15 protein-coding genes are annotated in these 13,302 nt (G+C 68.6%); 8 read left to right on the forward strand and 7 right to left on the reverse strand.

The genetic code is table 11. The features are described 5' to 3' along the window. Positions 1-79: 79 nt before the first annotated feature. From ACFXJL_RS15795 to ACFXJL_RS15805, 3 genes are all read right to left on the reverse strand, one after another. On the reverse strand, positions 80-817 hold the full coding sequence (locus ACFXJL_RS15795; protein WP_384637797.1) for a transglycosylase SLT domain-containing protein: 738 nt from the start codon (positions 815-817) through the stop codon (positions 80-82). A gap of 244 nt (positions 818-1,061) precedes the next feature. Beyond that, positions 1,062-2,210, reverse strand: a complete 1,149-nt coding sequence (locus tag ACFXJL_RS15800; protein ID WP_384637800.1) for an S-adenosylmethionine:tRNA ribosyltransferase-isomerase — start codon at positions 2,208-2,210, stop codon at positions 1,062-1,064. A 275-nt stretch (positions 2,211-2,485) separates the two neighbouring features. Then, positions 2,486-3,181, reverse strand: a complete 696-nt coding sequence (locus ACFXJL_RS15805) for an SDR family oxidoreductase (protein WP_358877578.1) — start codon at positions 3,179-3,181, stop codon at positions 2,486-2,488. 201 nt (positions 3,182-3,382) lie between these two features. Between ACFXJL_RS15805 and ACFXJL_RS15810 the strand changes: the two genes are divergently transcribed. From ACFXJL_RS15810 to ACFXJL_RS15820, 3 genes are all read left to right on the forward strand, one after another. After that, positions 3,383-4,528: a GAF domain-containing sensor histidine kinase gene (locus ACFXJL_RS15810; protein ID WP_358877577.1), complete on the forward strand. Its 1,146-nt coding sequence runs from the start codon at positions 3,383-3,385 to the stop codon at positions 4,526-4,528. After that, on the forward strand, positions 4,521-5,165 hold the full coding sequence (locus tag ACFXJL_RS15815) for a response regulator transcription factor (protein WP_329016759.1): 645 nt from the start codon (positions 4,521-4,523) through the stop codon (positions 5,163-5,165). The genes ACFXJL_RS15810 and ACFXJL_RS15815 overlap by 8 nt, the downstream gene beginning before the upstream one ends. A gap of 198 nt (positions 5,166-5,363) precedes the next feature. Beyond that, positions 5,364-5,609, forward strand: coding sequence for a chaplin (locus ACFXJL_RS15820; RefSeq protein WP_329016756.1), 246 nt, complete (start codon positions 5,364-5,366; stop codon positions 5,607-5,609). A 179-nt stretch (positions 5,610-5,788) separates the two neighbouring features. On the opposite strand, the gene ACFXJL_RS15825 is transcribed toward ACFXJL_RS15820, so the two are convergent. Further along, on the reverse strand, positions 5,789-6,595 hold the full coding sequence (locus ACFXJL_RS15825) for a hypothetical protein (protein ID WP_358877576.1): 807 nt from the start codon (positions 6,593-6,595) through the stop codon (positions 5,789-5,791). 135 nt (positions 6,596-6,730) lie between these two features. Between ACFXJL_RS15825 and ACFXJL_RS15830 the strand changes: the two genes are divergently transcribed. From ACFXJL_RS15830 to ACFXJL_RS15845, 4 genes are all read left to right on the forward strand, one after another. Beyond that, entirely contained in the window at positions 6,731-7,522 is a 792-nt protein-coding gene (locus ACFXJL_RS15830) for an ABC transporter ATP-binding protein (RefSeq protein ID WP_329016750.1), read from the forward strand. 205 nt (positions 7,523-7,727) lie between these two features. Next, positions 7,728-8,156 carry an NfeD family protein gene (locus ACFXJL_RS15835; protein WP_329016748.1) on the forward strand — a complete coding sequence of 143 codons (429 nt, stop codon included), beginning with the start codon at positions 7,728-7,730 and terminating at the stop codon, positions 8,154-8,156. A 136-nt stretch (positions 8,157-8,292) separates the two neighbouring features. Continuing rightward, complete coding sequence (locus ACFXJL_RS15840; protein WP_384637808.1) at positions 8,293-9,288, forward strand: SPFH domain-containing protein; 996 nt, start codon at positions 8,293-8,295, stop codon at positions 9,286-9,288. 59 nt (positions 9,289-9,347) lie between these two features. Further along, positions 9,348-10,127, forward strand: coding sequence for a sulfite exporter TauE/SafE family protein (locus ACFXJL_RS15845; RefSeq protein ID WP_384637811.1), 780 nt, complete (start codon positions 9,348-9,350; stop codon positions 10,125-10,127). A 54-nt stretch (positions 10,128-10,181) separates the two neighbouring features. Here ACFXJL_RS15845 and ACFXJL_RS15850 read toward each other — a convergent pair whose 3' ends face one another. The 3 genes from ACFXJL_RS15850 to ACFXJL_RS15860 all read right to left on the reverse strand — a co-directional run bounded on the left by ACFXJL_RS15850 (position 10,182) and on the right by ACFXJL_RS15860 (position 12,251). Continuing rightward, positions 10,182-10,691 (reverse strand): HNH endonuclease, encoded by a 510-nt coding sequence (locus ACFXJL_RS15850; protein ID WP_329016738.1) that lies wholly within the window; start codon positions 10,689-10,691, stop codon positions 10,182-10,184. Between the two features lie 189 nt (positions 10,692-10,880). Continuing rightward, positions 10,881-11,417 (reverse strand): YbhB/YbcL family Raf kinase inhibitor-like protein, encoded by a 537-nt coding sequence (locus ACFXJL_RS15855; RefSeq protein WP_384692687.1) that lies wholly within the window; start codon positions 11,415-11,417, stop codon positions 10,881-10,883. Positions 11,418-11,468: 51 nt separating this feature from the next. Continuing rightward, on the reverse strand, positions 11,469-12,251 hold the full coding sequence (locus tag ACFXJL_RS15860) for a sporulation protein (protein WP_358877572.1): 783 nt from the start codon (positions 12,249-12,251) through the stop codon (positions 11,469-11,471). Between the two features lie 84 nt (positions 12,252-12,335). Here ACFXJL_RS15860 and ACFXJL_RS15865 point away from each other — a divergent pair, with 84 nt between their 5' ends. Further along, positions 12,336-12,977 (forward strand): DNA-3-methyladenine glycosylase, encoded by a 642-nt coding sequence (locus ACFXJL_RS15865; RefSeq protein ID WP_358877571.1) that lies wholly within the window; start codon positions 12,336-12,338, stop codon positions 12,975-12,977. Positions 12,978-13,302: the final 325 nt, after the last annotated feature.

Raw genomic sequence — 13,302 nt, forward strand, 5'->3', positions numbered from 1 at the left:
CCCTGGTACGCCGAAGGGCGGCACCCCACTGCGGGGTGCCGCCCTTCGGCGTATGCAGCGCTGACCGGCCCGTTAAGGCTCAGTAGGCGCCGTTGACGTTGTCGATGGTGCCGTAGCGGTCGGCGGCGTAGTTGGCCGCGGCCACGATGTTCGCGACCGGGTGGTACAGGTCGTGCGGGGTGCCGGGCACGTGGTACGCGTTGAACGTCGGCTGGATGACCTGGAGCAGGCCCTTCGACGGCACGCCGTTGATCGCGTTGATGTCCCAGTTGTTGATGGCCTGCGGGTTACCGCTGGACTCCCGCATGATGTTGCGGTGCAGACCGTCGTACGAGCCCGGGATGTCGTGCTTCTTCATGATGTCGAGTGACTGGCGGATCCAGCCGTCGAGGTTGTTGGCGTAGACCGGCTTGCGGGTGACCTCCGCGGCTCGGCTGGCCGCGGACTGCTCGGCAGCGCGCTTCTTGGCGGCGGCCTCGACAGCGGCCTGCTTGGCGGCGGCGGCGAGCTTCGCCTTCTGGGCCGCAGCGGCCTTGACGTCGGCCTTGGCCTTGGTGACGGCCTTCGCGGCGGCCTCGACCTGGGTCTCGATCGCCGACTGCTGCTTGGTGATGTGAGCGTGGACCGGCACGGTCTTCACACTGGCGGAGTCGGACTGCCAGGCGACGGGAACGGCAGGTGCCATGGTGGCGGCTTCGGCCTCGGTGGAGCCGGCGCCGGGAACGAGGGAGAGGGTGATGGCTGCGACACCGGCGGCGGCGATACCGGCGATCGAGGCCCGGTGGACCTTGGTCAGTCGGGTGCTGGACGCGGACATACAGTCGTACCTCTTCGAATAGCGGATGTCGCATCAGGCCGTGGAGGCGGCGCTGCGCTCCTACGGCGGGCGACTCGGCAATTCTTAGCGGCAGCAAAATGTCCTGGCAAAGGTGTGACGTACGACCCGGATTAGTTGATAACCGTCCCCCGGAAACGCCTTTCCCTTTACTTATCAGCCGTTCACATGGCCTTGCGCAAACCACTACTGAGGTTCGTAAGTGATCTGGGTCCTATGTGCGGGCTCACATCGGGTGCGGTTCGGTTTCACTGATTGTTGCGCCAGCAATGCAATGCGTGGGTGTCTCGTCCGGAAGGAGGAGATGGACGTCCCCGAACTCGTGCCACAGGTAGAGGCGGCGCAGTGCCGCGGCGTAGGCACGGCCCAGGGACTCCCGGCCGGCAATCGCCTCCAGCATCAGCAGATGCGACGCCTCGGGCTCGTGGAGCCCGGTCAGCAGCCCGTCCACGACCCGCACCCCGCGCTCCGGCGTCACGACCAGGTCCGTCCACCCCGTCACGGGCCGCACCAGCCCGCTCCCGTCCGCCGCCGACTCCACCGCGCGGACGGCCGTCGTCCCCACGGCGATGATCCGGCCCCCGCCGGCCCGGGCCGCGTTCACCAGCCATGCGGTCGCCGCCGACACCGTGAAGCGCTCCGGGTACGGAGGCTCATGGGCCTCGGCCGACGCCACCCCCGTGTGCAGCACCACCGGCGCGAACTGCACCCCCCTGCTCACCAGCTCCGCCACCATCGCCTCGGTGAAGGGCCGAGCCGCGCTCGGCATCTCCGCCGAACCCGTGCCGTCGGGGGAGGGGAGCGCGAAGACCGTCTGATACGCGGCGAGCGGCTGGTCGTGGGCCGTGTACGCATAGCGAATGGGCCGCCCGTAGCGCCCTAGCAGCTCCGGCACACCGCTGGAGACCGATGCCCACCACAGCCGGTCCGCACCCGCGGCCAACGGGGCCTCCAGAACCAGCCGGGTGCCGCCGGGAAGCCGCACCACCGCACCCCGAGGACCGCCGGTACGGGGTTCGGTACTGCCCGCGCCGTCCGGGCGGCGCAGCTCCACCGCCCATCGGCCGTCATCACCGCAGGTCGAGAAGTGCACGACCACGGCCTCGCCGCCGACCCGGCCGTTCACCGCAGCCGCCAGGGTGGGCGAGGTGTTCACGACCAGGACGTCACCGGCCCGCAGCCGACCCGGGAGCTCCCTGAAGCGGTGGTGGGAGACCCCCGACCCCCTCGACACCATCAGCCGCACATCGTCCCGGCCCCGACCCCGTACCTCGGCGGGCAGCCGGGCGGAGAGCTCCGAAGGCACCCTGAGCCCGTCCAGGGAGGCCGCCGCCCCACCCGTTCCCCGTCCGGTCTCCTCATGGTCCTGCGCCATCACGTACGCCTCCATCCCTCCGATAGATAGGTCCATCGCGGTCCATCGCGGGCCAGGGCGGTGTCCTGCGCCGGCCCCAGCGCCCCGTCTACGGCGCTCGGTCGCCCGGCCGCCCCACTGGTTTCCTGGAACCCACCCGCTGCCCGTCCAGGTACGGCAGCGAGCAGGCATTGCGCCGCAGTCACGCCCCGGCCGCTGCCATCCGCATCGGACGCGGCTCAGGTCATGTCCGACCAAGGGCGTCCGCAGCCCGGCCAGGACGCATCGGACAGGCCCTAGAGGCCGCCCAGCAGCGCCTGGGCCCCGTACCGGCCACTCAGGGGCCGCTCGTCGAGCAGCCGCAGGAACCCGGGCACCACCGTTTGGGGTGCGGGCCTGTGCTCGTCGTCCACGGGCACGGCAGCCGCATAGAGATCGGTGTCCATGTCGCCCGGGTCCACCGCCCACACCCGCAGTCCGGGCTCCTCCACCGCGAGGACGGCCGCCAACTGGTCCAGCGCCGCCTTCGCAGCCCCGTACCCGCCCCAGGTCTCGTACGCCTCGGCCGCCGCATCCGAACTCAACGCGATCACGGTGCCCGACCCGCTGGCGCGCAGCAGCGGCAGCGCCTCCTGCACCAGTCCCAGCGCCGCCACCACATTCGTCTCCAGCGCCGCACGCAGCCCGTCCAGCGGCAACACGTCCAGCCGCACCAACGGCTCGGCACCCAAGGCACTGGCATTGCTCACCAGCAGGTCGAGCCCGCCCAGCTCACGCGCCGCGGCCACCAGCTCACCCCGGTGCACCGCGTCATTGACGTCCCCCGAGACCGCCGTCACCCGCGTCCCGTGGGAGCGCACGGCCTCCGCCGTCCGCTCCAGCACCTCGACGGTCCTGGCCCCGAGCACCAGATCCCAACCACGCTGGGCCAGCGCCTCCGCGAGCGCACGCCCGAGGCCCTTCGAAGCCCCCGTGATCACTGCAACCGGCATCGCATCCATCCCCTTCGGTACGCTCGGCACCCGGCGCCACTGACCGTTCTCGCCGATGCACCCACCGTAGGAACGGCACCCGACGGGCCGCCTCGTCCGCGGGACCCCACCCTGAAGGCACTTCGACCTAGTCCCACAGCCCTAAGCGACCGCCTCCCTCGGCCCGATACGCGGGGTCACCGCCGCCGGTACCGTGAGTTCATGAGTCAGCAACCCAGCACCGGTCTCGCAGCCGTGAGCACCGCCCTGCTCGCCATGAGCAGGCATCTTGAGGTGCGCGATGTGCTGAAGACGATCGTCGCCTCGGCCCGGGAACTGCTCGATGCGCAGTACGCGGCGCTGGGCGTCCCCGACGACCACGGAGGCTTCGCCCAGTTCGTGGTCGACGGGATCAGCGACGCCCAGTGGAAGGCCATCGGACCGCTGCCCCGTCAGCACGGCATCCTCGCCGCCATGCTGCGCGACGCCAAGCCCGAGCGACTCGCCGACGTCCGCAAGGACCCTCGCTTCGAGGGCTGGCCGGCCGAGCACCCCGAGATGTCCGACTTCCTCGGCCTCCCCATCAAGGACGGCGACGAGATCATCGGCGCCCTCTTCCTCGCCAACAAGTCCTGCCCCAAGCCACAGGGCGACTGCGGATTCACCGAGGAGGACGAGGAACTGCTGTCTATCCTCGCCCAGCACGCGGCCATCGCCCTCACCAACGCCCGGCTCTACGAGCGCAGCCGCGAGCTCACCATCGCCGAGGAGCGGTCGCGCCTCGCCCATGAACTGCACGACGCCGTCAGCCAGAAGCTGTTCTCGCTGCGCCTGACGGCCCAGGCGGCGGCGGCCCTCGTCGACCGTGACCCGGCCCGCGCCAAGGGCGAGCTCCAGCAGGTGGCCGCACTCGCCGCCGAGGCCACCGAGGAACTGCGCGCCGCCGTCGTCGAACTGCGGCCCGCCGCACTGGACGAGGACGGACTCATCAACACCCTGCGGACCCAGATCCACGTACTGGACCGAGCGCACAGCGCCACCGTCACCTTTGACACCTGTGGGATGAAGGCACTTCCCGCGGCCCAGGAGGAAGCCCTGCTCAGGGTCGCGCAGGAGGCGCTGCACAATGCGCTGCGCCACTCGGGCGCGAAGAAGGTCGATGTCGTCCTCGCCCGCCGAGGACAGGGTGCGGTCCTCAGCATCACCGACAGCGGCAAGGGTTTCGAGCCCCGCGAGGTCCGCCGGGCGGGTCGCCATCTGGGACTCGTCTCGATGCGCGACCGCGCGAGCGGGGTCGGTGGTCGGCTACGCGTGGTGTCGGCACCCGGCAAGGGCACGACGATCGAGATGGAGGTCCCCGGTGGGTGACAAGACGGTTCGGGTCCTACTGGTCGACGACCACCAGGTCGTACGCCGGGGCCTGCGGACCTTCCTGGAGATCCAGGGCGACATCGAAGTGGTGGGGGAGGCGGGCGACGGCGACGAGGGTGTCGCCCGCGCGCAGGAACTCATGCCCGACGTCATCCTGATGGACGTGAAGATGCCGGGCACGGACGGCATCGAGGCGCTGCGCAAACTGCGGGAGCTGTCCAACCCCGCCAAGGTGCTGATCGTCACGAGCTTCACCGAGCAGCGCACCGTGGTGCCGGCCCTGCGCGCCGGCGCTTCCGGGTACGTGTACAAGGACGTGGACCCCGAGGCGCTGGCCGGCGCGATCCGTTCGGTCCACGCCGGGCATGTCCTCCTCCAAGCGGAGGTGGCCGGCGCCCTGCTGTCCCAGGACGAGCCCGGCAGTGGCTCGGGACGTGGCACCTCCCTGACGGAGCGGGAGCGCGAGGTCCTCGGCCTCATCGCCGACGGGCGCTCCAACCGGGAGATCGCCCGGGCGCTGGTCCTCTCCGAGAAGACCGTCAAGACGCATGTGTCGAACATCCTGATGAAGCTCGATCTGGCGGACCGCACCCAGGCGGCGCTCTGGGCGGTTCGAAACGGCCTCACCGACTGAGCGGCACGACACCGAGCCACCGGCTGACTGGTACTGACCGACTCACCGAAGGGCAGACCGGCAGACGGTTCCGCTCCAGTCTGAGATTCATACTGTCGGGTGTATGTCACCCGGACGGCGCATCCTGTGCGCCGTCCGGGCGTTCTCCAGGGCGAGCCGCGGCGATTGGCCGCGGCGAACGCCAGGAGGAGTTCAAAAGTGAAGAACCTGAAGAAGGCCGCAGCCCTCACCATGATCACCGGCAGCCTGATCGCCGCGGGTGCAGGGATGGCCTCCGCCACCACGGGCGCGCACGCAGGCGGTCACGCCGTGGGCTCCCCGGGCGTCGGCTCGGGCAACCTCGTCCAGGCACCGGTCCACGTTCCGGTCAACGTCGTCGGCAACACGGTGAACGTGATCGGCCTTCTGAACCCCGCGTTCGGCAACCTGGGCATCAACGGCTGACGCTGCCCCACCCGCCCGGGCATCCGAAGCCTCCTCCCCAAGAGCCGGCTCGGATGCCCGGGCGTCGTCGTGTCGCCACGGCCCTTCACCCACGGTCCGGGCCGCCGCGCCACGACCGGAACGAGACCGGGGACGAAGGGCGGCCCGGAGGGCCTACCGACGCCGCCCGGTCGCCACCGTCAGGACGCGCCCCGCTCCCGCTCCTCCACGAAGGCGTTGTACGCCGCCACCTGAGCCCTCCGCGCGACCCGCTCCACCGGCCGCAGCACCTCCCCGCGTGCACCGATCTGCGATGCGCTCACCGCTCCGCCGAGACGGGTCCCGCCGCCGTCCAGGGCCACCGAGACCAGCAGCGCCACCCGTTGGGCGAGCTCCAACACCCGCACCGCACGCGGTGGATAGCCCGGAGCCAGCGCCTCCCGACCCCGTTCGGCCCGTGCCCGGTAGGCGTCCAGCGCAGCCTCCGCCACCGGACCCGACGCGGCCACGTCGAGTCGGGTCAGGGCCTCCGTCGCCGCTCTGAGCCCCTCCGCGAGCTCACGCTCGGCCTCTCCCAACGACGGCACGTCGGCCGGCGGCGCCTCGCGCACCGGCAGGCAGTGCCAGACCACCTCCGTGTGCACATCGGCCGGGTCACCCGGGTGACCCGCTTCGCTGATCTCCGGCACCAGCCCGTACGGCGCCCCGTACCCGACCACGGCCTCCCGCGCCTCCAAGGCGCGGGCGTTGAACTCGGGCGGGCCGCTGAGACCGAGCGGATGCCCCGGCACCGGCAAGGCGAGCCGCCAGCCGGTCACCCCCAGCACCCGCAGCCGGCCCAGCGCGAGCGTGAGCCCCACCGGCCCCGCCTCACCCGGCAGCCCCTCGACCCGATGCACGGCGTCGTCACCGACGATGGCCAACACTGCCTCGTCGGGTGACACCAAATGACCCAGGAGTGAGTTCCCCCATGAGGCCAGACGTCCTGAACGCGGTTCCACAAGCATGGCTCCAGCCTAAGGATCGGACCGGGGGACGGGGTTGCTCGGTCGGTGGCGTAGGTTTTCCCATGGGGCTGTGCCCACAGGCACACAGCGCCTCCACACAACCTCAAGACGATTGCATGGGGAGACAACGCGCTCATGAGCGATGTACTGGAGCTGGTGGACGTATCCGTGGTCCGCGACGGACGCGCTCTAGTGGACGACGTCTCCTGGTCGGTCAAGGAGGGAGAGCGCTGGATCATCCTCGGCCCGAACGGCGCCGGCAAGACCACGCTCCTCAACCTCGCGTCCAGCTACCTCTTCCCCAGCGGCGGCGAGGTCACGATCCTCGGTGAGCGCCTCGGCCGGATCGACGTCTTCGACCTCCGCCCCCGCATCGGCATGGCCGGCATCGCCATGGCGGAGAAGCTGCCCAAGCGCCAGACCGTCCTCCAGACGGTTCTCACGGCCGCCTACGGCATGACCGCCACCTGGCACGAGAACTACGACCAGGTTGACGAGGACCGCGCCCGTGCCTTCCTCGACCGCCTCGGGATGACGGAGTACCTGCACCGTCGGTTCGGCACCCTCTCCGAAGGGGAGCGCAAGCGCACGCTGATCGCGCGGGCCATGATGACCGACCCGGAACTGCTGCTCCTCGACGAGCCAGCGGCAGGACTCGACCTCGGTGGCCGTGAGGACCTGGTCCGTCGACTCGGTCGGCTCGCCCGTGACCCGATCGCCCCCTCGATGATCATGGTGACCCACCATGTCGAGGAGATCCCTCCGGGCTTCACCCATGTGTTGATGATCAGACAGGGCAGGGTGCTCGCCGCCGGTCCCGTCGAGACCGAACTGACCTCCCGCAACCTCTCGCTCTGCTTCGGTCTGCCCCTGGTCGTCGAACGCAACGGAGCCCGCTGGACGGCACAGGGCCTCCCGCTCCGCTGACCCGCCCCGTACGCGACGTACGTACGGACGCGAACAACTTCATACCGCCACGCACCTCTCAGAACATCCGGTTGGCCCCGGACACCCCCAGGAGCAATCACCAACCACACCCGCACCACGGTCGGAGCCGGTGGCCGTGTCTCGTACGTGTTGAGCCCTCCTCGCCCCCTGTCGTGACCCCGACCGGCAGAACTACCATGGAGGAGTGGAAATCGACGCGTGGGTGTGGTGGTTGATCGTCGCGGTCGGACTGGGGATTCCGCTCGTCCTCACGGCGATGCCGGAGTTCGGCATGTTCTCCGCAGGCGCGGTCGGCGGCGCCATCGTCGCGGCACTGGGCGGGGGAGTGGTCGCCCAAGTGCTCGTGTTCGTCGTGGTGTCCGTCGCCCTCATCGCCGTCGTCCGACCGATCGCCAGCCGACATCGCGCCGGACGGCCCCAGTTCGCCAGCGGAGTCGACGCCCTGAAAGGGCGTCAAGCCGTCGTGCTCGAACGGGTCGACGGCAGCGGGGGACGCATCAAACTCGCCGGAGAGATCTGGTCCGCACGGGCACTCGACGCCGACATGGCCTTCGAAGTCGGCCAGCAGGTCGACGTCGTGGAGATCGAAGGAGCCACCGCGGTCGTGATGTGACCGGTGGATCGACGCCACAACGACTCACAGAACCCACTGAAGTGAGACAACAGACCAGAACGCTCCCCATACAAGCCCATGGTCTGGGAAACTCGATCATCAGAATCACTCGGCAGCGAAGGACACGGGGAACTCGATGCAACCGATCATCATCGTCCTGATCATTCTGGTGGTGTTGGTCTTCATCGCCCTGATCAAGACGATCCAGGTCATCCCACAAGCCAGCGCCGCCATCGTCGAGAGGTTCGGGCGCTACACCCGCACCCTGAACGCCGGACTGAACATCGTCGTGCCGTTCATCGACTCCATCCGCAACCGCATCGACCTCCGCGAACAGGTCGTCCCCTTCCCGCCCCAACCGGTGATCACCCAGGACAACCTCGTCGTCAACATCGACACCGTGATCTACTACCAGGTCACCGACGCCAGGGCAGCGACCTACGAGGTCGCCAGCTACATCCAGGCGATCGAACAGCTCACCGTGACCACCCTGCGCAACATCATCGGCGGCATGGACCTGGAGCGAACCCTCACCTCCCGCGAAGAGATCAACGCCGCCCTGCGCGGCGTCCTCGACGAGGCCACGGGCAAGTGGGGCATCCGCGTCAACCGCGTCGAGCTCAAGGCCATCGAGCCGCCCACCTCCATCCAGGACTCGATGGAGAAGCAGATGCGCGCCGACCGTGACAAGCGGGCCGCCATCCTCACCGCCGAAGGCATCCGCCAGTCCCAGATCCTCACCGCCGAGGGCGAGAAGCAGTCCGCCATCCTGCGCGCCGAGGGCGAGGCAAAGGCCGCCGCCCTGCGCGCCGAAGGTGAAGCCCAGGCCATCCGCACGGTCTTCGAGTCCATCCACGCGGGTGACCCGGACCAGAAGCTGCTCTCGTACCAGTACCTCCAGATGCTGCCGAAGATCGCCGAGGGCGATGCCAACAAGCTCTGGATCGTGCCCAGCGAGATCGGTGACGCCCTCAAGGGCCTGTCCGGCGCGTTCGGCAACCTCGGCGGCGGTGTCCCCGGCTTCAACACCGGCGGCAACGGCGGCGGCAACGGTGGGGGCAACAGCGGCGGGCACGGAGGAGGACACGGCGGCGGTCCGATCGAGCGCCGAGAAGAGCCCCCCGTCACCTGACCTCCCCGCCCGGTCAGGCATGATCGGTGCATTCGGCACCGATCATCGAGGGGCACAGTGTGACCATCTGGGAGATGCTCGCCGTCTTCGTCGCGGGCATCAGCGCCGGCGCCATCAACAGCGTCGTCGGCTCGGGAACGCTGATCACCTTCCCGGTGCTCCTCGCCACCGGGCTGTCACCCGTCACCGCGACCGTATCCAACGCACTCGGCCTCGTCTCCGGCGCCATCAGCGGAGCCATCGGCTACCGGGCCGAACTCGCCGGGCAACGCGACCGAATCATCAAGCTCAGCATCGTCGCAGCGGTCGGCGGCATCAGCGGCGCCGTACTCCTGCTCAGCCTGCCGCCCACCGCCTTCGAGACCATCGTCCCGATCCTCGTCGCGCTCGCGCTCGTCCTGGTCGTCCTCCAGCCGCGCATCTCCCGAGCCGTCCAGAGCCGCCGCGCAGCCAAAGGCACCACGGATGCCCACCCCGACGGCGGCCCGCTCCTCATCGTCGGACTGCTCGCCGCCAGCATCTACGGCGGCTACTTCACGGCCGCCCAGGGCATCCTCTACGTCGCCCTGATGGGGATGCTCCTCAACGAGAGCCTTCAGCGGATCAACGCCGTCAAGAACGTCCTCGCCGCGGTGGTCAACTCCATCGCAGCGATCTTCTTCATCATCGTCGCCGATCCCGACTGGACCGCCGTCGTCCTGATCGCGATCGGTTCCGCCATCGGCGGCCACGTGGGCGCCAAGTACGGCCGCAAGCTCTCGCCGACAGTGCTGCGCGCCTTCATCGTCGTGGTCGGCACGGTCGCCATCGCCCAACTGCTGCTGCGCCGCTACGGCTGACACGACGAGGCCCGCCCTCGATCCAAGTCGAAGACGGGCCGAATGCACGCTGCGCTAAGCGGCAGGCCGAGCGACCAACCAATCAGGCAGCTCGGAGCGCTCGCCGGCCCGCAACCCCAGCAGCATGGCATCGGCGGGCGACGGTACGAAGGGCTCCCGCAGCAGCGGCATCGCCGCCTGCTCCGGCGTACGGTCCGCCTTGCGATGGTTGTCCTCCGCGCAGGAAGCCACCGTGTTCAGCCAGCTGTCCGCACCACCGTGGGAACGCGGCACGACATGGTCGACGGTGGTGGCGCGTCTGCCGCAGTACGCACACCGGTACTGGTCCCGGACCAGCACTCCCCGCCTCGACCAGGGTGCCTGTCTTCGAAACGGAACCCGTACGTATCTGCACAGCCTGATCACCCGTGGCACCGGAAGTTCCACGGTGGCGGCACGGACCCGAAGCCCTGGGTGGGCCTGCTCGACGACGGCCTTGTCCTGGAGGACCAGCACGACCGCACGGTTCAAAGACACCGTGGACAGCGGCTCGAAGCTCGCATTCAGTACCAGCGTGTCGCGCATCACGCCCACCTCCGTATCCCGGCCCCACCCGTGATCGGGCTCTGGGCTCGGATCAACTCTGGCCGGGCGCGTCGAGATGGACAACGCAATATCCGCGCCCCCTCCCGGGGCTTCCCCCGGGCCCAGAAAAGAAAAGTGCCCTGCTCTGATCTCTCCAAGACCAGAGCAGGGCAAACAACAGACGAACGATCAGTCGGACGACGGACCTTCGTACTCCCCGATCAACGAGGCCCGCGCGAGCGTGTGGAACCGCAGGTTGAAGCCCACGACCGCAGGTGACGCATCCTCGTCGGGTCCGAGTTTCGCGCTGTCCACCGCGTACACGGTGAAGACATAGCGGTGGTTCTCACCCGCGGGGGGAGCGGCTCCGCCGAAGTCCTTCGTGCCGTAGTCGTTGCGGGCATGAACGGCGCCGTCGGGTAGACCCTGGAAGGGTCCGCTCCCCGCCCCGGGGGCCAGTTCGGTCACGGACGCGGGGATGTCGAAGAGCACCCAGTGCCAAAAGCCGCTGCCCGTAGGGGCATCCGGATCGAAACAGGTGACGGCGAAGCTCTTGGTCTCCGGGGGGAACCCCTCCCACCGCAAGTGGGGCGAGGTGTTGCCCTCGGCGTGGACCTGCGCGTCCTTCAGGGCCGTTCCCGGGCTGACGTCGTCGCTCACGACCGTGAACGACGGCACCCGGGGATGAAAGTCATGAGGAAGGGGCGCCTTCTTCGACTCGGTCACGGCTGTACCTCCGGCTCGGCTGTTGTTGCTGCTTCCCTACTGCTTCGGAGCCTAGAGCCAGTTCCTACGACCACCGACATCGGCGAGCCACTGGTTGACGTACGCACCCCAGTCGGTCGACTGGAAGTCGTGGTGACCCACCTTGAACGCCTTGTACGAGTCGCTTCCCTCGCTGAACAGTCCGGGCTTCTTGTCCATCTCCAGGATCACGTCCATCTCGCGGGAATCCGCGACGAAGGTCAACTCCACCTGGTTCAGACCCCGGTACTGGCTCGGCGGCAGGAACTCGATCTCCTGGTAGAACGGCAGCTGCTGCCGTGTTCCACGGATGTGCCCGCGCTCCATGTCCGCGCTCTTGAACCGGAACCCCAGCTGGAGGAAGGCATCGAGGATCGCCTGTTGGGACGGGAGCGGGTGCACATTGATCGGGTCCAGATCGCTGGAGTCCACCGCGCGGGCGATCTCCAGCTCCGTGGTGACACCGATGTGCATTCCGCGCAGCTGCTGCCCGGCGATGCTGGTGACCGGGGTCTCCCAGGGGATCTCCAGACCGAAGGGCACCACATGGACCGCCCCGGCCTTCACCTCGAAGGCGCCACCGAGCCGCTGCTTGACGAACTCAAGGTCCTGCTTGAACTCGCCGTCACCGCTCTCCACCTCGACCCGCGCCTGAAGGCCGATGGACAGGCCCTCGATCTTCTGGTCGACGGAGCCGCCCTCGATGCGCACCTCACCCTGCACCACACCACCGGGTACGACGTTCTCCTCGGTGAGCACCGTCTCCACCGAGGCCCCTCCGGCTCCCAGACTCGCCAGCAGCTTCTTGAAACCCATGTCTACTCCTTCTTCCTCTTGCTCGGCCTTGACCCCTACTTACGCACCTCAAGGGCCACCGGTTCCCCGCTACCCTCGGACGGCATGATCGAGACCTCCGACCGTACGCCTTTGCCGCGTGAGTTCTTCGACCGCCCCGTTCTGGAGGTCGCTCCACAGCTCCTCGGCTGCACCTTGGTACGCCGCTCGGCGGAGGGCACCATCGAGCTGCGCATCACCGAGGTGGAGGCATACGCCGGTGAAGTCGACCCCGGCTCGCACGCCTACCGAGGCCGTACGGCGCGCAACGAGGTCATGTTCGGACCACCCGGCCATGCATATGTCTACTTCACTTACGGAATGTGGCACTGCCTCAACGCCGTGTGCGGTCCGGAAGGCCGTGCCAGTGGGGTCCTTCTCCGGGCAGGTGAGATCCGGGTAGGCGCAGATCTTGCCCGCAAACGTCGATTCTCGGCCCGTCATGACCGAGAACTGGCCAAAGGGCCGGCCCGACTCGCAACCGCGCTCGATGTCGACCGGGCCTTGAACGGCACGGACCTCTGCGCTGACGAGGCGGCCCCCCTCGTACTGCTCCCCGGCCCCGCCCCCCGTGCTGAGCTGGTCCGCAACGGTCCGCGCACGGGAGTGGGTGGCGGAGGAGCCCATCAGCCCTGGCGCTACTGGATCGACGGGGACTCGACGGTCAGCCCGTACCGGCCGCACGCCCCGCGCCGAAGGTCAACTTGACTCGGCACCAGGAGCCGCCTAACGTAGCCCGAGCCGCTTGAGCCGGGCCTGCTGTTCAGCACCCCGGAAGCGGCCATCCACTACATCTCGCAAAACCCAATCGGGTTCTATTTCGGCATGCCGGAATTCATCCCGATGAACTCGATTATGAGTTGCACAGGGCATCAGCTAACGTAGTGGACACGCCGAAAGGCGAAAAGCCCTTCCAATCGGGTGCTGGATCGAATTCAAAGTCCGGAAACGGAGTGAGAAAAAGGTCTGGTAGGGTTGGAAACGCAAGACCGGAGGGAAAAGCCCAGAGAGTCCTGAGAGGGATTTGAAGGAA

It is taken from the genome of Streptomyces sp. NPDC059256 (assembly GCF_042753785.1).
Taxonomy (GTDB): domain Bacteria; phylum Actinomycetota; class Actinomycetes; order Streptomycetales; family Streptomycetaceae; genus Streptomyces.